This is a genomic window from Roseibium sediminis, from assembly GCF_008711325.1.
GTDB classification, from domain to species: Bacteria; Pseudomonadota; Alphaproteobacteria; order Rhizobiales; family Stappiaceae; genus Roseibium; species Roseibium sediminis.
The window spans coordinates 41416-65855 of record NZ_VXDB01000008.1 but is presented as its reverse complement, the minus strand read 5'-3'; the positions used below and the strand labels follow the sequence as shown (position 1 = coordinate 65855).

Annotated in this window: 20 protein-coding genes; 16 read left to right on the top strand and 4 right to left on the bottom strand. The window is 58.0% G+C overall.

Going from position 1 to position 24440, the window contains the following annotated elements:
• Positions 1–86: 86 nt before the first annotated feature.
• The gene (locus F0155_RS09790; protein ID WP_150524327.1) at positions 87–1091 is read left to right on the top strand and encodes a ligase-associated DNA damage response exonuclease; all 1005 of its coding nucleotides are present in this window, start codon (positions 87–89) and stop codon (positions 1089–1091) included.
• Entirely contained in the window at positions 1091–1534 is a 444-nt protein-coding gene (locus F0155_RS09785) for a hypothetical protein (RefSeq protein ID WP_150524326.1), read from the top strand. Before F0155_RS09790 ends, F0155_RS09785 begins: the two co-directional genes overlap by 1 nt.
• Before the next feature lie 27 nt (positions 1535–1561).
• Here F0155_RS09785 and F0155_RS09780 read toward each other — a convergent pair whose 3' ends face one another.
• A complete protein-coding gene (locus F0155_RS09780; protein ID WP_150524325.1) occupies positions 1562–3724 on the bottom strand; it encodes a DEAD/DEAH box helicase in 2163 nt (720 codons plus the stop codon).
• A gap of 224 nt (positions 3725–3948) precedes the next feature.
• Between F0155_RS09780 and F0155_RS09775 the strand changes: the two genes are divergently transcribed.
• Together F0155_RS09775 and F0155_RS09770 are read left to right on the top strand one after the other, a co-directional pair.
• On the top strand, positions 3949–5631 hold the full coding sequence (locus F0155_RS09775) for a cisplatin damage response ATP-dependent DNA ligase (RefSeq protein ID WP_150524324.1): 1683 nt from the start codon (positions 3949–3951) through the stop codon (positions 5629–5631).
• A 171-nt stretch (positions 5632–5802) separates the two neighbouring features.
• Positions 5803–6669 carry a hypothetical protein gene (locus F0155_RS09770; protein WP_150524323.1) on the top strand — a complete coding sequence of 289 codons (867 nt, stop codon included), beginning with the start codon at positions 5803–5805 and terminating at the stop codon, positions 6667–6669.
• Positions 6670–6737: 68 nt separating this feature from the next.
• Here the strand turns inward: F0155_RS09770 and F0155_RS09765 are convergent, their stop codons facing one another.
• The gene (locus tag F0155_RS09765; protein ID WP_150524322.1) at positions 6738–7610 is read right to left on the bottom strand and encodes an acyl-CoA thioesterase; all 873 of its coding nucleotides are present in this window, start codon (positions 7608–7610) and stop codon (positions 6738–6740) included.
• A 456-nt stretch (positions 7611–8066) separates the two neighbouring features.
• Here F0155_RS09765 and F0155_RS09760 point away from each other — a divergent pair, with 456 nt between their 5' ends.
• A complete protein-coding gene (locus tag F0155_RS09760; protein WP_150524321.1) occupies positions 8067–8741 on the top strand; it encodes a response regulator transcription factor in 675 nt (224 codons plus the stop codon).
• A 73-nt stretch (positions 8742–8814) separates the two neighbouring features.
• Here F0155_RS09760 and F0155_RS09755 read toward each other — a convergent pair whose 3' ends face one another.
• Complete coding sequence (locus tag F0155_RS09755) at positions 8815–12339, bottom strand: PAS domain-containing hybrid sensor histidine kinase/response regulator (protein ID WP_150524320.1); 3525 nt, start codon at positions 12337–12339, stop codon at positions 8815–8817.
• A 174-nt stretch (positions 12340–12513) separates the two neighbouring features.
• On the opposite strand from F0155_RS09755, the gene F0155_RS09750 reads away from it, so the two are divergent.
• The 5 genes from F0155_RS09750 (at position 12514) to F0155_RS09730 (ending at position 17225) form a co-directional block, all read left to right on the top strand.
• Complete coding sequence (locus F0155_RS09750) at positions 12514–13689, top strand: pyridoxal phosphate-dependent aminotransferase (RefSeq protein ID WP_244303500.1); 1176 nt, start codon at positions 12514–12516, stop codon at positions 13687–13689.
• A gap of 175 nt (positions 13690–13864) precedes the next feature.
• Entirely contained in the window at positions 13865–15019 is a 1155-nt protein-coding gene (locus F0155_RS09745; protein WP_150524318.1) for a two-component system sensor histidine kinase NtrB, read from the top strand.
• 50 nt (positions 15020–15069) lie between these two features.
• On the top strand, positions 15070–15663 hold the full coding sequence (locus F0155_RS09740; protein ID WP_150524317.1) for a response regulator transcription factor: 594 nt from the start codon (positions 15070–15072) through the stop codon (positions 15661–15663).
• A 233-nt stretch (positions 15664–15896) separates the two neighbouring features.
• Positions 15897–16238: a response regulator gene (locus F0155_RS09735; RefSeq protein ID WP_150524316.1), complete on the top strand. Its 342-nt coding sequence runs from the start codon at positions 15897–15899 to the stop codon at positions 16236–16238.
• A gap of 273 nt (positions 16239–16511) precedes the next feature.
• Positions 16512–17225, top strand: a complete 714-nt coding sequence (locus tag F0155_RS09730) for a Crp/Fnr family transcriptional regulator (RefSeq protein ID WP_150524315.1) — start codon at positions 16512–16514, stop codon at positions 17223–17225.
• A gap of 84 nt (positions 17226–17309) precedes the next feature.
• On the opposite strand, the gene hemN is transcribed toward F0155_RS09730, so the two are convergent.
• Complete coding sequence (gene hemN / locus F0155_RS09725) at positions 17310–18686, bottom strand: oxygen-independent coproporphyrinogen III oxidase (protein WP_150524314.1); 1377 nt, start codon at positions 18684–18686, stop codon at positions 17310–17312.
• Positions 18687–18773: 87 nt separating this feature from the next.
• Here hemN and F0155_RS09720 point away from each other — a divergent pair, with 87 nt between their 5' ends.
• From F0155_RS09720 to ccoP, 6 genes are all read left to right on the top strand, one after another.
• Complete coding sequence (locus tag F0155_RS09720) at positions 18774–19484, top strand: glutathione S-transferase family protein (RefSeq protein ID WP_161599784.1); 711 nt, start codon at positions 18774–18776, stop codon at positions 19482–19484.
• Between the two features lie 137 nt (positions 19485–19621).
• The gene (locus F0155_RS09715) at positions 19622–20686 is read left to right on the top strand and encodes an AbrB family transcriptional regulator (RefSeq protein WP_208999214.1); all 1065 of its coding nucleotides are present in this window, start codon (positions 19622–19624) and stop codon (positions 20684–20686) included.
• Positions 20687–20879: 193 nt separating this feature from the next.
• Complete coding sequence (gene ccoN, locus F0155_RS09710; RefSeq protein ID WP_204934428.1) at positions 20880–22535, top strand: cytochrome-c oxidase, cbb3-type subunit I; 1656 nt, start codon at positions 20880–20882, stop codon at positions 22533–22535.
• Positions 22536–22547: 12 nt separating this feature from the next.
• On the top strand, positions 22548–23282 hold the full coding sequence (gene ccoO, locus F0155_RS09705) for a cytochrome-c oxidase, cbb3-type subunit II (RefSeq protein WP_150524312.1): 735 nt from the start codon (positions 22548–22550) through the stop codon (positions 23280–23282).
• Between the two features lie 6 nt (positions 23283–23288).
• Positions 23289–23444: a cbb3-type cytochrome c oxidase subunit 3 gene (locus F0155_RS09700; RefSeq protein WP_150524311.1), complete on the top strand. Its 156-nt coding sequence runs from the start codon at positions 23289–23291 to the stop codon at positions 23442–23444.
• Between the two features lie 3 nt (positions 23445–23447).
• Complete coding sequence (gene ccoP, locus F0155_RS09695) at positions 23448–24326, top strand: cytochrome-c oxidase, cbb3-type subunit III (protein WP_150524310.1); 879 nt, start codon at positions 23448–23450, stop codon at positions 24324–24326.
• Positions 24327–24440: the final 114 nt, after the last annotated feature.

Below are 24440 nucleotides of genomic sequence, written 5' to 3'. Positions count from 1 at the left end.
GGTGGTGGTAGTCTTTTGACCTCAACACGGTTTGTTTCAATCCGCTCGGGGCTGGACATTGCCGTGGGGATGCTTAGCTATTCAAAATGTCCAGTCTTCTGACGCTTTCGCCCGAGGGTCTCTACTGTCCGCAAGCCGAGGTTCATATTGATCCTGTCAGGCCGGTGGAGCGCGCGGTGATCACGCATGGCCATGCGGACCATGCGCGTGCCGGACATGGAGCTGTTCTGGCAACGCGCCAGACACTCGACATCATGGCAATCCGTTATGGCGAGAATTTCTGCGGCCGGGCGCAGGAGATATCCTATGGTGAGGCGGTGAACCTTGGTCCTGTCGCCATATCGCTGCATCCGGCGGGACACGTTCTTGGGTCAGCACAAATCCTTCTGGAAGCGGACGGCCAACGCACCGTCATCTCAGGCGACTACAAGCGCCAGGAGGACCCGACCTGCGCACCATTCGAGCTTGTGCCCTGCGACACTTTCGTAACCGAGGCGACATTTGGTCTGCCGGTGTTTCGTCACCCGCCTGCGCGAAGCGAAATGGAAAAGCTGTTGACCTCCATGGCGCTCTTTCCTGAACAGACCCATCTGGTGGGAGCCTATGCGCTTGGCAAGGCACAGCGGGTGATTGCGGAACTGCGAGCTGCCGGATTTGAGCGGACCATCTATCTGCACGGGGCACTGGAGCGCCTGACGGACTATTATCAATCGCAAGGTGTCGAGCTTGGACCGGTCGAGGCGGTTGGATCGCGCGGCAAGGAGCTTCAGGGCGAACTGGTTCTCTGTCCGCCGGGACAGCTGACCGACCGCTGGGCGCGGCGGTTTGGCGATCCGGTAACCGCGATGGCCTCCGGATGGATGCGTGTTCGCGCCCGGGCCCGGCAGCGGGGCGCAGAGTTGCCGCTGATCATTTCCGACCATGCCGACTGGGATGACCTGTGCCGCACCATTCTGGAAACGGGTGCCCGGAATATCTGGGTCACTCATGGAGCGGAAGAAGCACTGGTTCACTGGTGCGAAATGAATGGACGAACCGCGCGTCCGCTCAATATGATCGGCTATGACGACGGCGAAGAGGGAGCCAGTTGATGTCGGATGACAATCACTCCGTGTCCAACGGAAACGGCCAGTCGCGGGCAACCGCGTCAGAGGCCGAAATGGAAGCGGAAGCTGCAATTGCGCGACTGTTCGATGATTATCAGGCCGGCTTCAACAACTACGAGGGCGATCGGATTTGTGATTGTTTCGCTCTGCCGGTGACGATCTGGCAGAACGATGACGGGCATGTCTTTGTCGACGAGGAAGATCTCATCGACAATATCGAGGCGCTTCTGCTCAGCATGGACAAGGAGGGGATCACCCAGTCCGACTTCCATGTGTCGTCCAGTCATATCAGCGGCAATTCAGCCATGATCACACTGGATTGGAGCCAGGAAAACGATGACGGCGAAGTCGTGCGCGACTTCACCTGCCATTACCATCTCATCCATGACGGTGAAGACTGGTCGATTGCGCTGATCATCAACGAATAAGGGCCGGAAACTCCGGCCCAATATCCCTTAACTTGTCTTTGTACGAGCTTCCTTGCGGGCGGCTCTGGAAGGTTTGGCCTTCTTCGGCTTTCCCTTGCCCGGAGCCGGCTTGTCGCCGAAGGGCTTTCCGCCGAACGCCTTGCCGGCAGGCGCCTTGCCACGAGGAGGCTTCTTGCCTTTGAACGCAGGACGGTCGTCTCCATCGCGCGGCTTGCGGTCGTCCCGTTGGGGGCGATCATCCCGTTGCGGGCGGTCATCCCGTCTCGGGCGCTCTTCGCGCTGCGGACGGTCTTCCCGCTGCGGACGGTCACCGGCAAGTGCCTTCATGTCCAGCGGTTCATAGGCCGGATGATGCGGAGCGGCCTCATCATCGCCGAACTTGCCACGCTTCTTCCCTTTCGGCGGCTTCTTGTCACTGAAACGGTCATTTGGCCGCCCCCGGCGAGGCTTGTCGCCGTCCAGCCGGTCTTCCGGGCCAAGGTTTTCATAGTCAGGAGTGCCTGGGCCCCGGCGGGGTTTCTTCCATCCGCCGCCTTCCGAGCGTGGGGGAGGCGGAATCTTGCCCTTGCGTGCGTCCAGAAGCTCGATGGTGACGTTTTCCTCGCCCGACCCGTCGCGCTTCAGCTTGGCTGCGTAGCGTTCTGCGTGATCACCTGCGATCTCGAACCGGGTTTCGGTCTGGAAGATCTTGATGGCACCCACTTCGCCCTTGGTCACATGACCAGCGCGGCAGATCATCGGCAACAGCCAGCGCGGGTCCGCACGATGCTTGTGACCGAGCGACAGGCGGAACCAGACGCCCTCGTCGAACTTGCCCTGAATTTCCGCAACGCGGCCACCGCGGGAGCCGGGATCGCGGCCACGCACATAATCGTCGTTTGTTTCGCTGACATCTTCCGGCGGCGGAAGGCGATCATGATGAAGCTTCACGAATGCAGCTGCCAGCTTTTCCGGATCATGCTTTTCCAGTAGCTCACGGGCCATCGCCAGTTCTTCCGGCTCGTATTCCGCCGTGAGGACAGGCGCATGAAACAGGCGTTCCTTGTCCTTCGCGCGAATGTCATCGGCCGTCGGAGCGCCGGTCCACTTCACGCTGACGCCGGCAAACTGCATCGTGCGTTCGGCAGCCCGGCGGCGCGGGAACGGGACCATGAGCACACAGGTGCCCTTGCGCCCCGCACGGCCCGTTCTGCCCGAGCGGTGCAGAAGGGCGGCCTTGCCTGTCGGCAGGTCGGCATGGATCACCAGATCAAGGTTCGGCAGGTCGATACCACGGGCAGCAACGTCGGTTGCAACACAGACGCGGGCTGTGCCGTTCTTCATTGCCGCAAGCGCCGCAGAGCGCTGCTCCTGACTCAGTTCGCCGGAAAGTGAAACGATGGAAAACCCACGATTGCCGAGGCGCGCCGTCAAACGTTTGACGGCTTCGCGTGTCGAACAGAAGATGATGGATTTTTCAGCTTCGTACCAACGCAGCACGTTGATGATCGCGTTCTCGCGTTCATTAGGAACAACCGGATGGGCGATATATTCGATATCGCCATGTTGTTCGCGCGCGGAGATCGTCGAAAGGCGCAGGGCATCCCGCTGATAGCGCTTCGCCAGTTCGGCGATCGATTTGGGAACCGTGGCGGAGAAGAGCAGCGTCCGCCGGCTGGCGGGGGCAGCATCCAGAATGAATTCCAGATCTTCCCTAAAGCCCATGTCCAGCATTTCATCCGCTTCATCAAGAACGATTGCCTTGATGCGGGAAAGATCAAGAGCGCCGCGCTCAAGGTGGTCGCGAAGACGGCCGGGCGTGCCCACTACAATATGAGCGCCGCGTTCAAGGGCCCGGCGTTCGGTGCGCGGGTCCATGCCGCCAACACAGGAAGTCAGTGTTGCTCCGGCTTCCTTGTAAAGCCAGGACAGTTCTTCCTTCACCTGCAGGGCAAGTTCTCGGGTCGGCGCAATGGCCAGTGCAACCGGTGCATCCGCAGGGCCCAGGTTGTCGCTGTCACCCATCAGGGTTGGGGCAAGCGCCAGACCAAAGGCAACGGTCTTTCCCGATCCTGTTTGTGCGGAAACCAGAAGGTCGGCCTCCGCAGGGGCGTCCTTCAGGATGGTTTCCTGAACCGGTGTAAGGGTTTCATATCCCCGTTTCTCCAACGCGGCCTGAAGCGGCTGCGGGAGAGAGCTCACGTCTGTCATAGTCTACTTTCATGAAAGGAAACGCAGATCCGGGCTGCACGTCTGGCCCAATGATAGGATTTGCGTGTAAGTTGCGCCCTGTATAGGCGTCCTTTGGGATTGCGTCCAGAGCATTCACGCATGGCAGTTCACCGGTTTTCGAAGGGCTTGAAATCCCGGCACACTGCATCAAGTTGCGTTAGACTGGTCAAGATCTGCAATTTCATCAATGTAAACCGCCGCCCATGCATGCCTTTGCCTGCCTTCTCGACAGATTGTCCTTTGAGCCGCGCAGGTCTGCAAAGGAAGCACTGCTGCGGGACTATTTCGGCCGTACGCCCGACCCGGATCGCGGTTACGCCCTCGCGGCACTGACCGGAAGCCTGACGTTTCGCCATGCCAAACCGGCCCTGTTGCGCGGGTTGATCAGTGAAAAGGCAGATCCGGTTCTCTTTGCGTTGTCCTATGACTTTGTCGGGGATCTCTCCGAGACGATTGCCCTGATGTGGCCTGAGGCGGGCTGTGACCCGGCGGGAACGCAAACACCCGCCCCGGAACTGGCCACTGTCGTCGAAACCCTGAAGAAACTTGGCAAGCAGGATGTTCCGGGAACTTTGTCCGACTGGCTGGACCGGCTTGATGAAACGGGGCGATGGGCATTGTTGAAGCTCGTGACCGGTGGCTTGCGTGTTGGCGTTTCCGCCCGTCTCGCCAAGACGGCCATTGCCCGTATGGGAGATGTGGAGCCCAACGATCTGGAAGAAATCTGGCACGGGTTGGATATTCCCTACACGGATCTCTTTGCCTGGGTTGAGGGAAAATCGGGACGACCCGAGGTTAGCGACCCGGTTCCGTTCAGGCCCGTCATGCTGGCCCATCCGCTGGATGAGCAGAAGGATCAAGCCTCCTTGGATGCCGCCGATTTCGTCGCTGAATGGAAATGGGATGGCATCCGCGTGCAGGCTGTCGGGGCGGTTGATGAAAACGGGCAGCAGCAACGAAAGCTGTTCAGCCGAACCGGAGAAGACATCTCCGCAGCCTTTCCCGATGTGCTGGAAAGCCTCACCTTTGATGCAGCCATCGACGGAGAGTTGCTGATCCGCCGCGACGGCGCGATCCAGCCTTTTTCCGATCTGCAGAAGCGGTTGAACCGAAAGAAGGCAGGGCCAAAGCTGATGCGCGACTTTCCGGCTGTAATCCGCGCCTATGATGTTCTGGCAATAAAGGGAGAGGACCTGCGCGCCGAACCTTTTGTCGAGCGGCGAAAGAAACTCGAGAGTCTCGTGACTGACCTCAAGGACCCGCGCATCGACTTGTCGCCGCAGCTGGACGTCTCGGGATGGACGGCGTGGGCGGATGCCCGCAAGAACCCGCACACATTGCTTGAGCCCAAGGACGCCGGGGCCGTTGAAGGCCTGATGCTCAAGCGTCGTTTGAGCCCCTATCTTCCGGGCAGGCCGAAGGGAGAATGGTTCAAATGGAAGCGGGAGCCGTTCATCGTCGATGCGGTGCTCATGTATGCGCAGCGCGGCCATGGCAAGCGCTCGTCCTTCTATTCGGACTATACATTTGGCGTCTGGAAACAGGCCGGGGCAGAAGAGGAGCTGGTGCCTGTCGGCAAGGCCTATTTCGGTTTCACCGACGACGAGCTGCGCGAAATTGACCGCTTCGTGAGGGCCAACACGATCAATCGATTCGGCCCGGTTCGTGAGGTCGCCCATGCCCCTGACAATGGACTGGTGCTGGAAGTGGCCTTTGAAGGGCTGAACCGGTCCACACGGCACAAGTCAGGCGTGGCCATGCGGTTTCCAAGAATCTCGCGGTTGAGATGGGACAAGAAGCCGGTCGATGCAGACAAGCTTGAACTTCTTGAATCCCTGCTTCAGGGCGTTGACACTGCTTCTCAGAAGACTTCTGGAAAAGCCTGAAACATCGAAAAAAAATGACGTAACGTAATCTTGCGGGCATCGGAAATCGGGTCGCCTGTGCATGACGGGCGATTATTTTCCGCTTGGCCGTGCTTTGGCCATGGAACTGTGTCACGTAATTTATTGAAGCAATTTGATTGGTGCGGAAACTTCCCAAGGAGATAGGCCGCCATGACATTTCGCCATGCCCCGCTCGCCATCGGGATCGCAGCGTCCGGGATGCTCGCACTCGCTGCGCCAGGACAGGCTGCCGGGTTCAGCCAGAACGTCGTGCAGTGGTCGAGTATCGTTCACATGGCTGACCTGAAAAAGGCAGTTGCGGTGAAGCCGCGAGCTGCTGCCAAGGTGGTTGCCGCCGTGGCCAAGGTTCCTGCGCGCAGACCTCTTGTTGTGAGCGAAACACCGCGTGCCAAGTTCGTGGCTGAAAAGACTGCCGAAGCTGTGCCGTCGTCTCCCCCGGAAAAAGCAGCGGAAACGGAAACCGTTGCTGAAAAGGCAGACGTCTTGCCGGACAATATGGATGGCCGGTACGTCCTGCTGAAAGCGGGTGAGGACATCCTGCGCGTGGACCGCGAAAGCGGTACAATCAATTTCTGCAAGACTGCAAACGGCGCCTGGAGATGTGTGCCGGCGCCTATGGCCGAAGACGCCTATCTTCAGGAGATCGAGGACCTTTCCGCCGAGATTGATCGTTTGCAGGAGCGGGTGGATGAGCTGGAAGCTGCGGCAGCCGGTTCGCCTTCGCAGACGGGACCTCAAGCGGTGCCTGAGACTTCTGCCGAGCCGCAGCAAAGCGAAACAGAAATACCCGATCAATCCGGAAAGGACGACAAGTCCGACGAGCCGGAAAGGCAAGAGCCTGAGCAGGATCAAACCTCAGCGCCTTCAGATGCTCCCGACAAGGCTCCAGGTTCCAAGTTTGCTGCCGAAGAGAAAGAGCTGGAGGAAATGCTGCAGTTCAGTGAAAGCGCAATGCGCCGCTTCTTCGGCCTTATGCAGGATCTGAAATCCGAGCTTGAAGGCAAGGGCGACAAGTAAAAACAGTTGGGCCTGTACGTGTACAGGCCCAACTGTGATCAATTATGCTTCCGGTATGTTCTAACTGTTCAGTCGGCAACCAGCCGTTCTGTTTCCTTCAATGCATCGGTCGGGAGCGGCACAGCCCTGCGTTCCTTCAAGTCTATCATCAGGGCGACGACGTCACATATGGCCGCAAGCCTTTGAGTGCGTGTCTCGAACAGGTGATGGCGAAGCGTGAAAACCTTTTCCGCCATGTTCGTCACGCCGCTAACCACGGTAACCGCATCGCCCACTTTCAACGGGCTGAACCATGTCAGCTTCATTTCAGCTGCGACCCGGCCAAACTGATTGTTCGTCAGGTAGGCGTGGGTCATTGGCGTGCGCTGCCAGATATGGGCAACGCCGTCGGTAAAGCAGGAAAGAGCAAAGCCGTCGTCCGCTTTCTGGTCTGCGCCCAGATGACGCGGAAGCACGGTGCCGCGGAAGCAGATATCCCCGCCGGACTGGATCAGGGCTTCCATGGTGGAGCGGAACTGGGTCGGGGAGGCCGGAAGTCCGCGCGGGGTTGCCTCATCCGGGATCGGGCGATGAAAGTCCTTGAACCGTGTGCGAAGAGACTTCACCGAACTGCTGTTTGGCTCATATCCGTCAATCGCCGTCGCAGCCAGCACGTCGGTTGTCGCATTGTGCATCTGATGAACAACGGTCAGCATGTGCGGGCCGTCGAAGGCAACATAAGAGGTAACGTGGATCAGGTCGCCGGTGCGCAGTTCCTTGTGATAGCGGACATGGCGGACACGGCGTGCGCCGACGAGCGTTTCACTCAGGCCCGTCGTCAGGCGGAATTGGCGGTCGGCTTCCTCGAATCTGGAAAAATAAAACTGAACGTTGAGATGATCATTCTCATCGCATTCCCATCTGTTTACAAAAGAATATAGTGTGACTATCGGTTTCGGCATTATAATGTATTGGCCTTCATTCGCGTGTTTTATTTGTAATGGCGTAACGGAAGAATTAATGATTGGATCGAAGAAATAGTAGGTCTAGAAAAATATTCAATAACATATTCATATGTGGTATTGAAAGATTGTTGAAAATACGGGTTTTATTTTCTGTGTTTTTCTGGAATGTGGCTTTTTTCTGTTCAAAATCGGGCGTTAATTGCTTGCTTCTCTAATTATAGGTAGTCGCCATTCATTTTCACGTCAGTATTACTGATGTGAAATAATGCATACATTGTCTCCCCTGTGATTGCAATTGGGTTTTATCTGCACTCGCGCTTGCGCTTTTTAGGTTCAGCGAACATACTTTCGTGAAAAGTAAAACACCCTGTCGGCGGGCGGAGCTGCCTTTTGTCTGCGCACAGATCGTCACGAGTGCCGAACTGGTAATACGGGTGAGGGAGGTTATTGGGCGTGGCTGAAACAAACTACCGGTTTGTAATTGCGGATGATCATCCTTTGTTTCGCGGGGCGCTGCGGCAGACACTTGAAGCGCTCTATCCCGGTGCAGAAATCCTCGAGGCAGGTGCGCTTGAAGATGTAACTGCACGGCTGGACGAAAGCGGCGAGGCGGACCTCGTGCTTCTTGATCTGACGATGCCCGGCATGCGCGGTTTTTCCGGCTTGATGTATTTGCGTGCTCAGCACGCTAGTGTTCCGGTGGTCATCGTCTCGGCCAACGAGGAGCCGCAGGTCATTCGTCGCTGCATCGAGTTTGGTGCTTCGGGCTTCATACCGAAGTCTCACGGCATCGACGTGATCCGCGATGCAATCTCCGCCGTCATGGCCGGGGATCTGTGGACCCCGCCGGAAATCGAGCTGACAGCGGACGACGGCATTGGCGATCTTGTGCAACGCCTGTCCACTCTGACCCCGCAGCAGGTGCGGGTGCTGATGATGCTGTCCGAAGGCTTGCTGAACAAGCAGATCGCCTATGAGCTGTCTGTCTCGGAGGCTACCGTCAAGGCGCACGTGTCTGCGATCCTGCAAAAGCTTGGCGTCGAAAGCCGAACCCAGGCGGTCATTGCCGCCTCCAAGATCGAGATTGGGCAGTGGCAGCTCAGTGAAGAAGATCAGGCGTCCGCCTAAACCAGGTGCGCTGAGCTTACCATCCATTGTTTTTCGGCGCCGTCAGGCGCCGATTGTCTTTTTGAGGTTGGTGTTACTCCGCGGCGGTTTGCTCTGCCTTGCAGCGGGTAAGATGAGCTCTGAGAGCCGCCGGTTTCAGAGGCTTGTTCAGGACATGTATCGACCTTGATTCTGCGTCGGCCCGAACCGGGCGGCTTCTGTCTGCAGTGATCAGAATGGCCGGGATGCCGTCACCATAAGTGGTTCTCAGGCGTCCGATCGCTTCAATCCCCGTTCCATCGTCCAGATGGTAGTCCGCAAGGAAGATGTCCGGGAGCAGCCCAGCATCGTCCAGCAGTTCGCGCGCAGTGATATCGTCGGGTGCGGTGATGACGGTGCATTGCCATCCCTGCAGCAGATGCCGCATCGCATTGAGGATGTCCGGTTCGTTGTCGATTGCAACGACGCACAAGCCCTGCAGCTGGCCAAGCGGGGCGCTGATGACCGGCGCAGGGGCTGCCTTCTCGACACGTTTTGCCGTTGGAATGGAGACGGAAAAACAAGACCCCTTTTGCACGCGTGAGCGCAAGGTGACCGGATGATCCAGAACGTGGCTGATGCGATCCACGATGGAAAGGCCCAGACCAAGACCCTTGGCCGCCCGCATGCCTTCTTCCAGTCTCTGGAACTCGTGAAAGATCAGTTTCTGCTGGCGCGGCGGGATGCCCATGCCGGTGTCGTAGGTTTCCAGATGCAGTACGTTGCCCTTGCGGCGCACGCCAACCAGAACCTTGCCTTTTGCGGTGTATTTCAGCGCATTGGAGACAAGGTTTTGAATGAGGCGGCGCAGCAGGCGGCGATCTGAACGCACGGTCAGGCTGGTCGGCACCATCCGCAGCTTCAGGCCTTTTTCCTTTGCAATCGGTTCGAATTCGCGGATCAGCGGCGAGAGAATGTCATCAAGGGCAAACTCGCTGATTTCCGGCTTCAGGGCCCCTGTGTCGAGGCGCGAGATATCGAGAACCGCGCCGATAATGTCCTCGACCGATTCAAGCGCCGCCTCGACATTGCGAACGAGTTCGCCGTTTTCGCCCTCATTCAGCTTGCCAACGAGAATGGAGGAATAAAGCCGTGCGGCATTGAGGGGCTGGAGAATGTCATGGCCGGCAGCGGCAACAAAGCGTGTCTTGCCGATATTTGCGTCTTCGGCCGCTCTGGTGGCTTCGCGAAGCTGCTTGTTGACCTCGGTCAGCTCTTCGGTTCTCTCGCGAACCCTGCGTTCCAGCGTCTCATTGGCCCGCGCCAGAGCCTCTTCCGCCATCACCCGCTCCGTGATGTCGGTATAGGTCGTCACGATGCCACCGGCAGGCATCGGGCTCACGCGAACTTCCAGAACCGTGCCGGTTGATGCCAACCGCTCCTGAAAGGTCTCATAGCGATTGGCCATGAGATCGATACGGCTTTCGACTATCTCGTCGATATTACCGCCCCCGTATTCGCCCTGTTCGGCGGAAAAGCGGATGATATTGTCGAGTGCAATGCCGACCTGTCCGAATTCGGGGGGAAGGCCCAAAAGCTCGCGGAACTGGCGGTTCCAGCAGATCAAGCGCAAGTCCCGATCAAACACGCCAATGCCCTGACGCACCTGATCAAGCGCGGTTTGCAGCAGGTCGCGGTTATATTGCAAGGCAGCCGATGCATCGTCGAGCAGTTTCACCGCGCCTTTGGTGGACAGGGTATGCCGCTTGAGCATCAGCGACAGAACCAGCCTCGAGGAGGCCGCGCCGATGGCGCTCGCCAGAAGCTGTTCGGAGAAGCGGAGCAGCCCGGCATCCGCGGAGTCCGTTTGCGACAACTCCACACCGCGTTCGCGGGCATAGCGCTGGAAGGACCGCTCGGTTCGGGCTTCACCCAGATAGCGGGCAACGGTTGTCTGCAGGTCGCCAACCGTCGCCGAGGTCCGCCACAGGCGCAGGCTGGGCGTCGCTTTGAACGCAGCCGGTACGAAGATGTTGGCCTGAAGCGTTTCAGCAGCATGCGGCTGGCGGGACAGGGACCCGAGAATGAAGAACGCAACGTTGGCGACAAGGCTCCACATGTTGCCCTGAATGAAAGGGTCCAATTCAAGCCCGAAAAGGGCCTGCGGCTTCAGCATGGCAATGCCGAAGGGGCCGACCTCCAAAATGGCGCCGGAGATGATGCCGGATTCCGCAAATGTCGGCAGCAGGAGGGTGTAGAACCAGCAGCCAAACCCGGCGACCATCCCCCAGATCGCGCCGCGTGCGGTTGCCCGCCGCCAGACAAGGGCGCCAATGAACGAGGGGGCGAACTGGGCGATTGCGGCAAAGGACAAAAGCCCAATGGAGACCAGCGCGGCGGTGTCGCCCGCTGCCCGGTAATAGGCATAGGCCAGCAGCAGGATGCCGAAGATCGAAAGTCGCCGGATCGTGAGCAGGTGGCGGCTCATGTCCTGCTGGCTGGCAGCAAGGATTTCGCCATCCTTGCGCCGCCGCAGGATGAGCGGGATCACGATGTCATTGGAGATCATCACCGACAGGGCGACCGTTGCCACGATCACCATCGCCGTTGCTGCCGACAGGCCGCCGATAAAGGCAAAGAGGGCCAGCCAGTATTGGCCCGCATCAACCGGCAGAGCGAGAACGAACGTGTCCGGATTGACGTCCTGTCCGAACCGCAGCAGGCCTGCTGCCGCAATCGGCACGACAAACAGGTTGATCAGGACCAGATAGAGCGGGAACAGCCAGACCGCGCGTTTCAGCTCCGATTCCGTGTTGTTCTCGGTGACAGTGACATGGAACTGGCGAGGCAGAAGCAGAACCGCGAAGGTGGACAGGATGATCATGATCATCCAGTTGCCGGTATTGATCGGTTGCTCGAAGACGCGGGACACTTCCGGGGCTGCGACGATGGCCCGCACCAGATCAACCGGTCCGTCATAGAGCTCGAAACAGACCCAGATCCCCACTGCCATGAACGCAACGAGTTTGATCACGGCTTCGGCGGCAACCGCCAGCATGAGCCCGTCCTGATGTTCGGTCGTGTCCACGTGGCGGGTGCCGAAGGCCCATGCAAATACCGCCATGCTCAGGGCAATGACAAAGGCAATGTCATCAAATCCGACAAGCGACAGGACGGCGGGCAGGTCCGGCGGACCGACAAGGGCAGTGATCGACTGGGAAACGGCTTTGAGCTGCAGGGCAATATAGGGAATGATGCCGATCACGGCGATCATCGTTGCGACCGCGGCAACGGACTGGCTCTTTCCGTAACGCGCACCGATGAAGTCGGCGATCGAGGTGATGCGCTCGGCCTTGGCCAGCCGGACAACCCGGCGAAGCAGGGGATATCCGAGCGCGAAGACCAGAAATGGCCCGATATAGATCGTCAGGAATTCAAAGCCGGTTCGACTGGCATTGCCGACCGAGCCGAAGAAGGTCCACGAGGTGCAATAGACTGACAGCGAAAGGGCATAGATGAGCGGTCTGCTGTGGCCGCGCCGCAAGGCATTGCCCGACATGCGGTCGCCATAACTTGCGATGGCGAACAGAAGCAGGATGTAGGCAATTGCCGCGAAAACGAATAGCCACTCATACATCATGTGATCGCGCTGAAGCCCCCACCGGTCTGTCCGATTGCGACTACCGGTTATATTGCCGTTTTTCTTCGCTGCAATCGGATCATAGTTGGCAAGCCTTGTCCATTCATGCCATCAGATAAGCCGCGTGTGCTGGTCTGCCACGCATTCTCCGACACGCTGATCACGAGGACGCTGGTGAGTACTGATTTGATCAATGCATTGAGCCATGAAGCCCGCAATGCGCCGCTGAGCGGAATTATCGAGATCGTGAATGCAGGACGGTTGCGCAAGGATCTGATCCCGCTCTGGGCCGGAGAGGCAGACCTTCCGACGCCGGACTTCATCTGCGAGGCCGCCATCAAATCCCTGAAAGAGGGCGAGACCTTCTACACCTGGCAGCGGGGCATCCCCGAACTGCGGCAGGCGATTTCAGACTACTATTCACAGACCTACAATGTGCCGGTCGGAGTGGACCGTATCTGCGTGACCGGATCGGGAATGCAGGCGATCCAGCTGGCGGTTGCCGCTGTCACCAGTGCGGGAGATGAAGTCATTGTCCCGACCCCTGCCTGGCCCAACATGGCCGCAGCTGTCGAGTTGCGGGGAGCAAAGGCCGTCACTGTGCCGATGTCCTTCGAAGCGACCGGGTGGCAGCTGGACAAGGCTCGGCTGGAAGCGGCGATAACGCCGCGCACCCGCGCGATCTTCCTCAATTCGCCCTGCAATCCGACAGGTTGGGTTGCGAGCGAAGAGTTCCTGAAGGATGTTCTTCAGATTGCCCGCGAGCGCGGCGTCTGGATCATCGCGGACGAAATCTACGGTCAGTTTCACTATGGCAATGCCAAAACCGCGCCGTCCTTCCTGACAATCAGCACGCCGGATGACCCGGTCATTTACGTGAACACGATGTCCAAGAACTGGGCCATGACGGGTTGGCGTCTGGGGTGGATTGCAGCGCCCGCCCAGCTGGGGCAGGTGCTGGAGAACCTCGTGCAATATTCGACGTCCGGAGTTCCGGCCTTCAACCAGCGTGCTGCAGTCGCCGCGCTCCAGAACGGACAGGACTTTCTGGAGGAACAGATCGCCAAGGCGGCGAAGGGTCGCGAGATTCTGCTGAACGGGTTTGCATCTGCCGACAGTATCCAGGCATCGGCCCCTGCTGGCGCATTCTATTATTTCTTCTCCGTTGACGGGGTGACGGACACACGCCGGTTCGCGCTCGACCTGCTTGAGCAGACGGGAGTGGGCCTGGCACCGGGCACCGCATTTGGCGATGCGGGGAGCAATTTCGTTCGGCTGTGTTTTGCGCGGCGGCACGACCACCTTGAAATGGCGGTTGATCGGATCCGTGAATTCCTCAAGCGTGGATAGTGGATCGTTAGGCTTGCTGTCCTAAGTAAATACCCTTAAAGGTTGGGAAAACTAGGGATCTGCATCATCGGATCATCATTTGGAACCGATCGACGATCTCAAGTCTGATCGATACCGAAGCGCCGGAACATCCTGTTCCCGTTCAAGTGAAGGCGGGGGCAGTCAGGGAGAGGACATGGATCAAAACGATCATGCCGATCTTCACGAGGTCGCCTCAACCGTTTCCGAAGCGCGATTGGCGAGCGTCTTCGGAACGGCCGTGGATGGCATCATTGTCATCAACGAAAAGGGACAGGTGCTGGCCTTCAATCAGGCCTGCGAGACCCTGTTTGGCTACAAGGCTGCCGAGCTGCTCGGGCGCAACGTCAACAAGATTATGCCGCAGAGATATGCCACTGCCCATGATGGCTACATCAACAACTACCGGGAAACCGGCGAGCGCAGGATCATCGGGATCGGGCGCGAGGTTGAAGGCAGGCACAAGGACGGCACCGAGTTTCCGATCGAACTGTCAGTCGGCGAGGCCGCGACAGCCGAAGGGCGCCAGTTCATTGGTATCCTGCGGGATCTGCGTGCCAAGAAGGCGGTAGAAACAAAGCTCGCCGAAGCTCAGGCACAGCTCGTCAACATGACCCGCATCAGCGCCCTCGACGAGATGGGGGCGGCAATTGCGCATGAGCTGAACCAGCCACTGACGGCAATGATGCTGTACCTGCAAACGATCTCGAAAAAGATTCGCGCCAGCGACACGGATGCGCCCGTCGTTACGATCATCGACAAGGCAATCGGTGAAGTGGAGCGCGCAGGCGACATCATCCAGCGGATGCGATACTTCGTGGAGAAGAAGGAGCCCGAGCGCGAAGAGGTCGATGCCGCCGAATTGTGCCGGGAGTGCATTGAGCTTGTGAAACTTGGTGCATCGGAAGATCGGGTTACCTTCGCCCTGAACACAGGAGCTGACCTTGCAAGCCTGCATGTCGATCCGGTTCAGATACGGCAGGTTCTGGTGAACCTTCTGCGCAACGCTCGCGAGGCGGTCGGAAAGTCGGACGAGAAGCTGGTGACGGTGGACCTTGTCCAGGACAACGAGGTGACCCTGTACCGGATACATGACACAGGGCCCGGTGTGCCCGACCACTTGCGGTCGGAACTCTTCCGCGCCTTTAGTGGCGGCAAGAAAAAGGGGCTTGGCCTTGGCTTGGCAATATCCCGCTCGATTGCCCAGAACCACGGTGGAGACCTTTACCTTGATCAGGACAACGAAGGCGCGGGAGCGACATTCGTGCTGAAACTCCCCATAAATCGACCGAAAAACGCGGAAAACGATTGATCTTTGCGATCAGGTAATTATTGGAATGGGTATGAGGATCGAGCAGTAAGATGGCACAGGACAAGACACTCTACATTGTCGATGACGACCCCGCAGTACGGGATGCCCTGTCCGTTGTGTTCGAGGCCGAAGGTTTCACTGTCGAGTCATTTTCGGACGGCGACAAGTTCATCGAATCTGCCAGCCGCAAACATCCTGCCTGCGTTCTTCTGGACGTTCACATGCCCGGACGATCCGGCATCGAGATCCTCAAGGCGCTGAATGCGGAAGACTATCCGGCGCCGATTTTCATCATTTCCGGTCAAGGGGATATTCCCATGGCCGTGGAGGCGATCCGTAACGGCGCCTATGATTTCATCGAGAAGCCCTTCACGGCCGACGCTGTTGTGCAGCGGGTGGAAGAGGGCATATCCGCAAGCAATCGCACAACACTCGATGTTTCCGGAACCTTCCAGGGCGCAGAGCATCTGACACGGCGCGAGCGCGAAGTCCTGACCGAAATCACGGGCGGTGCTTCCAACAAGGAAGCCGGGCGCAAATTGGGCATCAGCCCGCGGACTGTAGAAGTCCACCGTGCGCGCATCATGGAAAAGTTGGGTGCGCGAAATGCCGCTGATCTCGTGAGGATCGTGCTGGGGCATTAATCGCAATTTCCCGGTGTCGGATTGGGCTTGCCGTGGCGTTCAAACTGACGATCGGATTGCGTGTTTTGTGAATAGATTCAACTTAAAGATTTATCGACAGCAGAAGTTCTGCTTCTGCGGCCAAGAATCGGTTAAAATCTGCCTGAGAAGTAGGGTTTTTGCGTACTGGTCTGCATCTGTTTTTTCGGTATTTATTACACCACCAAAACTGTCCGCAGCCGGAGTAAACCCGTTTGACCGTTCATATCGTAGAGGATGACTACGCTGTCTGCGATGCGTTGACCATGCTCTTGAGTGAACTGGGTCACGAGGTTGCTGCGTATTCCACAGCCGAAATCTTCTTTGAAACCGCCTTGCCACAGCCAAACGACACCGTTGTTGTCGATCTTGGATTGCCCGGACAGGCAGGGACCTCGGTTATCAGTCAGATGGTGGCCATGGTCACGCCGCCAAAGGTTATTGTCATTTCCGGCAAGCCGAAAAACCAGCTGAAGAAAATCATTGAAGGATTTTCAGAACTTACAGTTCTGCGCAAACCCATTTCCTTCACCGCTCTGGCTGAGCATTTTTCGTAAGGCCAAATGGGCTAATGGCATTAGTGACGCATGAGACAATACGCCGCTAAGTAGTACGACTTACGCATTCGAACGAATTTATTGATTTAAGTCATGCGGTTACCTTGGTTGTGTTGAAGGGCGTAGCTGTCGGACGGGACAGCTGCTCACACGACGGGGTTTGTTGGCTTTCCGCTTGTTACGCGTCTGAAATTCTCTCCCTCAGTGTCTTGAATGCCCTGCTTTTAAACATGTTGCCCGTTGGGCGCGGTCCGTTTGGGCCAAGGAGGGAATATGGCTTATCTTGATACTCAAGAAAGCATCAGGTTTGCACGTCGGGTGCGTCCGGTTCGTCCGGGCGTTCAAGATACCGGCGACACGTTCGCCGATTTTGGCGCGAAGACTTCCGCGTATTCTGCCCATAATGTGATCTATTATGAAGGTGATGCAGCCCAGCGCCTGTTTGAAGTCGCGTCGGGCACTGTAATGCTCTTCAAGCTGCTTCCCGACGGACGTCGTCAGGTTGTTGAAGTTCTTCGTCCGGGCGAGATTTTCGGTCTGGCCGGAAGCAATGAATACGAGTGCACGGCAGAAACCTTGACCGATGCATCGATCCACGAACTCGACCTTCGCCTTGTGGACTCCAATCTGGATGTCCAGCGCAAGCTGGCCAAGTGCCTTGCGAACCAGATGCGCATTCTGCACGAACATGCTGTCCTTCTGGGCCGTAAGTCTGCCGTTGAGCGGGTTGCCAGCTTCCTCATGTATCTCATTCCGAACAGAGGTGGCGTTGGCTGTCTGGGTCCGGAAAATGAAGACGACGATGGTTATGACCTCAAGCTGCACATGACCCGGCAGGAAATCGCGGACTATCTCGGCTTGACCATCGAAACCGTCAGCCGGGTTGTTTCCGATCTCAAGCGCCGCGGGGTCATCCGGGTCGATCGGTCGGACCAGATCCACCTGCGCAAGGTTTGCAGTCTCTGCCAGATGACAGGCATGCACTGACAGCTCATTTCGCCCTTGGCGATGCTCCTCCCAAGCCGAAAAAGCCGACAGGATCTGTCGGCTTTTTTGGTTTTTGGCGATCGATCAAACCGCTGTTGAATGCCGCGCCTTGCCGGACGACAGGCTGTCTTGCAGATAGGCGTCAAAGGCCGCAGCCGCGAGGCGAACATAGGGTGTGCCTGCCTCGGTTATGGTCACCAGAAAATCGCCGCTTCCGGAGGGCGATAGCTCAACCAGTCCGTTCTCGACAAGCTCGCTCAAGGTGTCAAAACTGCCGGAGAGGGTGGATGTGCAAACGTCATGGGCAGCGCAAGCGGCAGCCACGTCGCACCGGTATTCGGTCATCAACTGCTCAATGATCCGGCCCCTGACCAGATCGTCTGTCGACAAGGCCAATCCCTTGCTGACTGGCAGGTTTCCGGCTTCTATCTGCCGTTTCCAGTTGCCGACATCCGGCAGGTTCTGAACATAGCCCTGAGTCAGACGGCCAATTGAGGAAACGCCAAACCCGATAAGCTGTTCGCCCTGATCGGTGGTGTAGCCTTGAAAATTCCGGCGCAGGGTTCCGTTGGCAAGATGGATTGCCATGCTGTCATCGGGCCTTGCGAAGTGATCGAGGCCAATCGGAATATAGCCCGCCTGCTGCAGCGTTGTGCGCGCAAGATCGGCCATTTCCAGCCGCTCGGCTGCATTCGGCAGTCGGCTTTCGTCCATCAGGGTCTGGTGCTTGCGCATCCAGGGAACATGGGCATAGCCGAAGAGGGCAATACGCCCGGGATTCAGCTCAAGCGTCTTGGAAATCGTGTCGAGAATGGTCTGTGATGTCTGTTCGGGAAGTCCGTACATCAGATCAAAATTGAGTTCCGTCAGCCCGGCTGTGCGCAGGTCCGCGACGGCCTTGGCAACCAGCTCGAAAGGCTGCACACGGCCAATGGCCTTCTGCACGGTCAGATCGAAATCCTGCACGCCAAGGCTGGCACGGTTGATGCCGATCTCGGCCAGGGTTCGCGCCAGTTCCGCCGTGACATTGCGCGGATCAAGTTCAATGGCGTGCTCTATGGCGTCGCTGAACCGGAACCGGGACTTCAGCTCTTCGGCGATCGCGCGCAGCTCTGATGCCGGAAGCAGGCTCGGAGTGCCGCCTCCCCAATGAATGTGCCTGACCGGTCCTGCCTTCGACAGATGCCCGGCAACCAGATCGATCTCTTCGCGCAAGGTCTTTGCATAGGCAACAAGCGGAGCGTCTTTGCGCGTCGCCTTCGTGTGGCAGCCGCAATAATGACAGATCTCCCGGCAATAAGGCACGTGAAGATAAAGCGACAGGCTGTCATCGGCGCCAAGGCTTTCAAGCCACTGCGCATAGGTGTCGGCGGTCAGGCCATCATGAAAATGCGGGGCCGTCGGATAGCTGGTGTATCGTGGGACGGTCCGCATCGCATAGGAAAGATCGATCTTGCTCATGCCCGAACAATCGTCATTTCCGGTCTGACGCGCCTTGATTTTTCTCAATCCGCCTTTCATGCAGGAAGGAAAGGGGAGGCAGAAGGCATGACACAGGTGAATATGACGTATCAGCTGTACGGGTCTCCGGACAGCGCGAACCTTGTCATCCGCCTTGTGCTGGAAATCCTGCATGTGCCTTATGAGTACGTGGCGGTCGACCGCAGCACACAGGCACACAAGTCGAAGGCCTACCTGGCCATGAACCCGCAAGGCCTGTTGCCTGTTCTTGTCGATCCGGATCAGGACGCTCCCTTGTTCGAGACGGCTGCGATCCTGCTTCATCTGGCCGACAAACATGGAGGGCTTGCGCCGGATGTTGCCGCTCCTGCTCGCGGCAGGTTCCTGAAATGGCTGTTGTTTCTCTCAAACACGGTCCAATCGGATCTACGTATTTCCTTCCGCCCTGAACGTTATACGCACACTGCCAGTGCTTCTGATGAAGTCGGTCTGGTGGTCGCCGCCCGCGTGCAGCGCCACTTCGAGCTTCTGGAGCAGGAGATCGCGCGCAGCGGTGGTCCGTTCCTCCTTGGTTCGAAGATCACGGTCCTTGATCCCTATCTTGCATCCTGCGCCCGCTGGGCACAGCTCTATATGCGCGGAGGAACCATGAATATTGGTGTCCTTCCCGGCATCAAGGCCTTGTGCGAAAGGCTCCAAGCAATGCCGGAAGTCCTTCGGGCAACCGCGCTGGAAGGGCTTGGGCCGGAGCCGTTTACTCACCCTTCAAGGCCGGACTTGCCGGGAATTACCGACTGACAACTGCCCTTTCTCATGTCCAAAACGGCATGACATGTTGATTGCATCAATCAATCATGCCTTTGCTTTCAACATGACATAGCAGTTGATCGCGCCCTGCAGGCTGGCTGCAGGCACTGGTCAGCAGGAAACGGTCCATGGCGATGATGCACGGACATTGGGACGCCGTTCGCAAGATTGCGGTCTCGGCAGCGATTGGAACACTTGGTGGCGGCGTATTCACGGCCCTCGGGCTTCCGGCTGGCTGGCTGTCGGGCGCGATGGTGTTTGTGGCTCTTGCGACGCTCGGCGGAGTTCCCACCGGCATCCCCAACTCGGTAAGAAACGGCATCTTTGTTCTTCTAGGCCTGACAATGGGGGCGGGTGTCCAGCCGGACTTCCTGCAGCAGGTCATGCACTGGCCGCTATCGATCGCCATTTTGGCCATCACCGTCGTCGGGATTACCGCAGCCAGTTTTGCTGTCCTGAGATATCTCGGGGGGTGGAGCAAGGACAGCGCGTTTTACGGCGCGATCCCCGGCGCCTTGTCCTTTGTGCTGGCCCTTGCATCCGAACGCGGCGTCGATCTGGCGCGCATTGCGACCACCCAGACAATACGCCTTCTCATTCTCGTGGCGGTCCTGCCAACATTGGTGGCCGGAACAACAGAACTTTCCGCTGAGGCAGGGCTTGCCGTACCCACCTCGTCACCCGAGCATCTGATGCTGGGGCTGGTCCTGTGTGCGCTTGGCGGATATCTGGCCAACCGTGCCGGGATTCCGGCTGGCTGGATGGTCGGCAGTTTTCTGGTCAGTCTGGTTGGCAATGCAAGCGGATACCTGCCGCTGAGCCTGTCCGGAAACGCACAAATTCCGGCCTTTGTCCTCCTTGGCGCAATGATCGGCAGCCGGTTCGAGAACATCACGCTTCGCGATCTCGTTCAGCTGTCAAAGATCTCGCTGGCTGCCTTTCTGGCCGGGACGACCGTGGCTGTGGCCGGAGCGTCGATCACGACTTACTGGCTCGACGTCCCCTTTGGTCAGGCACTTCTGGCCTATGCGCCCGGCGGACTTGAGGTCATGACGCTCCTGTCCTTCATGCTGGAACTGGACCCGGTTTATGTCGCCGTTCACCAGATCTTCCGATTCGTCACCATGATCCTTTTGCTGCCCTGGGTCACGATCATCGTGCTTGGACGCAAGCAGTCTGACCCCATCCTCTGATTTGTCAGCCGCATTTCGGGCGATGCCTGCGACAATAATGCCAAAATCACAAATCACAGGCCGCTTTTGCCCTGTTCCTCCCCGGCCTTTGGTCGATTCTTGATTTGAATCAACGCACCGCGCCGGGGGGCGTGCACATGGTCTCTCATATCGTTGGCACCTTGTAACGATTGAAAGAACTGGGGCGCTGAAAATGGCAAAATCACATGCCAGAATGATTACGATCGAGGAGGGGTTCTTTGCCCTGTTCCTGACCGTAATTGCATTCGTCTGCCTGATCATTGCAGGCAAAACATTTGACCAAGTGATGGCATTTCACACCGGGATTGGGGCGCTTTTCGCGGCTGCCGGCGTGTTTTACATCTTCAAGAACTATTTCGAGGGGGACCAGCAAGCGGTTCCGCAGGAGATCGACGGAAAGCCGAATTACAACCTGGGACCGATCAAGTTCGCCTCCGTGGCGGCGATGTTCTGGGGTGTCGCAGGCTTCCTGGTCGGACTGATCATTGCAAGCCAGCTGGCATGGCCTGCATTGAACTTCGACCTTCCCTGGACCAATTTCGGCCGTATGCGCCCGCTGCACACCTCCGCGGTGATTTTTGCGTTTGGCGGTAACGTCCTTCTGGCAACGTCCATGTATGTCGTCCAGCGTACCTGCCGTGCGCGGATGCCGGGTGGTGTTCTGCCGTGGTTCGTGGTGCTGGGCTACAACGCCTTCATCGTGATCGCAGGTACCGGTTACCTGCTGGGCGCGACGCAGGGCAAGGAATATGCCGAGCCGGAATGGTATGCTGACCTTTGGCTGACGATTGTATGGGTCGCTTACCTTCTCCTGTTCCTCGGCACGCTCTGGAAGCGCAAGGAGCCGCATATCTATGTGGCGAACTGGTTCTATCTTGCGTTCATCGTCACCGTGGCAATGCTGCACATCACCAACAACCTGACCATTCCGGTGTCGATCTTCTCGACCCAATCGGTCATTGTCTGGTCCGGTGTTCAGGACGCAATGGTGCAGTGGTGGTACGGCCACAACGCGGTGGGCTTCTTCCTGACCGCCGGCTTCCTTGCCATCATGTACTACTTCGTTCCCAAGCGCGCTGACCGGCCGGTTTACTCCTACCGCCTGTCCATCGTGCACTTCTGGGCGCTGATCTTCATCTACATCTGGGCTGGTCCTCACCACCTGCACTACACGGCTCTGCCGCAGTGGGCGTCAACGCTGGGTGCGACCTTCTCGATCATCCTGTGGATGCCGTCCTGGGGTGGCATGATCAACGGCCTGATGACCCTCTCGGGTGCATGGGACAAGCTGCGGACCGATCCGGTTCTGCGCATGATGGTGGTGTCCGTTGCCTTCTACGGCATGTCCACCTTCGAAGGTCCCTTGATGAGCCTTCGCGCCGTGAACTCGCTGTCACACTACACGGACTGGACCATCGGTCACGTTCACTCCGGTGCCCTGGGCTGGGTTGGCTACATCTCCTTCGGAGCTCTGTACTGCCTGATCCCGTGGCTGTGGAACAAGAAGAGCCTGTACTCGCTGAAGCTGGTCGACTGGCACTTCTGGCTGTCCACGATCGGTATCGTTCTCTACATCACCGCGATGTGGGTGTCCGGTATCATGCAGGGCCTGATGTGGCGTGCCTATGACGCTCTTGGCTTCCTTGAGTACTCGTTCATCGAATCCGTAGATGCGATGTACCCGTTCTATGTGATCCGGGCATTGGGTGGCGCACTGTTCGTCGTTGGCGCTCTGATCATGGCTTACAACCTCTGGATGACGGTTCGTCATGGCGAAGCTGAAGAAGCTGACACTGTGCCTGCCGGCTCCCTGGCCGCTGCCGAATAAGGGAGACTAAGAATGTCACTTTGGGCAAAACATGAAGTCTTCGAGAAGAACTCGCTTGTTCTTCTCGTCGGCATCCTCGTGATGGTCGCCATCGGCGGCCTGGTGGAGATCGCTCCGCTCTATTACCTCAAGAGCACGATCGAAAAGACCGAAGGCATGCGTCCGTACACTCCGCTGGAGCTGGCCGGCCGCGAGATCTACATCCGGGAAGGGTGCTACACCTGTCACTCCCAGATGGTGCGTCCGATGCGCGACGAACTGGAGCGCTACGGTCACTTCTCGCTGGCGGCTGAATCCATGTACGACCACCCGTTCCAGTGGGGGTCCAAGCGGACCGGTCCGGATCTGGCTCGTGTCGGCGGAAAATACTCCGACGACTGGCACGTGGCTCACCTTGTAGATCCGCGCTCGGTTGTTCCGACCTCGATCATGCCCGGCTATCCGTTCCTTGCGGAGACCAAGCTGGACACGCGTGAGATCTCGTCCCTGCTGAAGGCCAACTCCATCGTGGGTGTGCCTTACACGGAAGAGCAGATCGCAGAAGCGGCCAAAGACATTATGGGTCAGGCCTCGCCGGATACCGATGCAGCCGACGGCTTTGAAGAGCGTTGGCCGGAGATCGCGATCCGCGACTTCGACGGGAACCCGAAAGCCGTCACCGAGATGGACGCACTCGTCGCCTATCTGCAGATGCTCGGCACTCTCGTGGACTTCTCGATCTACGACAACAAGGCAAACTTGAGGTAGGCGGCGATGAACGAGACATATATGGCCGTGGCAGGTTTCGCGCAGACCTGGGGTCTTCTCTACTTCATGACTCTCTTTGGCATTGTCCTTGCGTATGCTCTCTGGCCGAAAAACGGCGAGAAGTTCGACGATGCCGCACAGATCCCGTTTCGGGAGGAATGATCAATGGCTGACATTCACAACAAGGAAGTCGACAAGCTGTCCGGGGTGGAAACCACCGGTCATGAATGGGACGGGCTGAAAGAACTGAACAATCCGCTGCCGAAATGGTGGTTGTACAGCTTCTATATCTGCATCGTGTGGGCAATCGGCTATTGGGTTCTCTACCCGTCCTGGCCGATGATCAGCGGCTACACCAGCGGTGTACTGGGCAACAGCCAGCGCGCGGATGCAATTGCCGCCTATGAAGCCGGCATCGAGGCCCGCTCGGAGTTTGCCGACAAGATCGTTGCGGCCTCGCTGGAGGAAATCAAGGCGGACCAGAGCCTCCTTGAGTTCGCATCGGCCAACGGCGCAGCGGCCTTCGGTGACAACTGTGCCCCGTGCCATGGCACGGGTGCCACCGGGTTCGAAGGCTACCCGAACCTTCAGGATGACACCTGGATCTGGGGTGGTTCGCTGGACAAGATCCAGACATCGATCCTGTATGGTATCCGCTCTGGTCATGACGAAGCCCATGTCGGTGACATGCCGGCCTTCGGTCGGGACGAACTTCTGTCTCGCGAAGAGATTGATCAGGTTGCAAGCTTCGTGGCTCAAAAGGCTGGTCTTGAGCCCAAGGAAGGCATTGACCTTGCTGCAGGTGAAACGCTCTATGCGGACAACTGCGCGGCCTGCCATGGCGATGACCTGAAGGGCATTCAGGATGTTGGTGCGCCGAGCCTTGTCTCTGCCAACTATCTCTATGGCAAGACGCTGGATGCCATCACGGCCCAGATCCGCAACCCGCGCAACGGCGTCATGCCTGCCTGGGAAGCGCGTCTTGATCCGGCAACCATCAAGTCCCTGACTGTCTACGTCCATTCGTTCGGTGGCGGTCAGTAACTGACAACCGGCGTCGGGGAAGCAATTTCCCGGCGCCGATTTGATGCGGCGCAATGCCTTATGGCTTTAAGGCCGGTATCGCTAGAAGCGTATCCAGGCGAAGTGGATACCGGT

Excerpts from the sequence above, each read along its gene's own strand:
- ccoN (WP_204934428.1), top strand. The coding sequence starts at position 20,880 with ATGGCAAAATCACATGCCAGAATGATTACGATCGAGGAGGGGTTCTTT.
- F0155_RS09765 (WP_150524322.1), bottom strand. The coding sequence starts at position 7,610 with ATGCCGAAACCGATAGTCACACTATATTCTTTTGTAAACAGATGGGAA.
- F0155_RS09700 (WP_150524311.1), top strand. The coding sequence starts at position 23,289 with ATGAACGAGACATATATGGCCGTGGCAGGTTTCGCGCAGACCTGGGGT.
- F0155_RS09720 (WP_161599784.1), top strand. The coding sequence starts at position 18,774 with ATGACACAGGTGAATATGACGTATCAGCTGTACGGGTCTCCGGACAGC.
- F0155_RS09770 (WP_150524323.1), top strand. The coding sequence starts at position 5,803 with ATGACATTTCGCCATGCCCCGCTCGCCATCGGGATCGCAGCGTCCGGG.
- F0155_RS09755 (WP_150524320.1), bottom strand. The coding sequence starts at position 12,339 with ATGATGTATGAGTGGCTATTCGTTTTCGCGGCAATTGCCTACATCCTG.
- F0155_RS09775 (WP_150524324.1), top strand. The coding sequence starts at position 3,949 with ATGCATGCCTTTGCCTGCCTTCTCGACAGATTGTCCTTTGAGCCGCGC.
- F0155_RS09790 (WP_150524327.1), top strand. The coding sequence starts at position 87 with ATGTCCAGTCTTCTGACGCTTTCGCCCGAGGGTCTCTACTGTCCGCAA.
- F0155_RS09715 (WP_208999214.1), top strand. The coding sequence starts at position 19,622 with ATGGCGATGATGCACGGACATTGGGACGCCGTTCGCAAGATTGCGGTC.
- F0155_RS09745 (WP_150524318.1), top strand. The coding sequence starts at position 13,865 with ATGGATCAAAACGATCATGCCGATCTTCACGAGGTCGCCTCAACCGTT.
- F0155_RS09730 (WP_150524315.1), top strand. The coding sequence starts at position 16,512 with ATGGCTTATCTTGATACTCAAGAAAGCATCAGGTTTGCACGTCGGGTG.
- F0155_RS09780 (WP_150524325.1), bottom strand. The coding sequence starts at position 3,724 with ATGACAGACGTGAGCTCTCTCCCGCAGCCGCTTCAGGCCGCGTTGGAG.
- F0155_RS09740 (WP_150524317.1), top strand. The coding sequence starts at position 15,070 with ATGGCACAGGACAAGACACTCTACATTGTCGATGACGACCCCGCAGTA.
- F0155_RS09785 (WP_150524326.1), top strand. The coding sequence starts at position 1,091 with ATGTCGGATGACAATCACTCCGTGTCCAACGGAAACGGCCAGTCGCGG.
- ccoP (WP_150524310.1), top strand. The coding sequence starts at position 23,448 with ATGGCTGACATTCACAACAAGGAAGTCGACAAGCTGTCCGGGGTGGAA.
- ccoO (WP_150524312.1), top strand. The coding sequence starts at position 22,548 with ATGTCACTTTGGGCAAAACATGAAGTCTTCGAGAAGAACTCGCTTGTT.
- hemN (WP_150524314.1), bottom strand. The coding sequence starts at position 18,686 with ATGAGCAAGATCGATCTTTCCTATGCGATGCGGACCGTCCCACGATAC.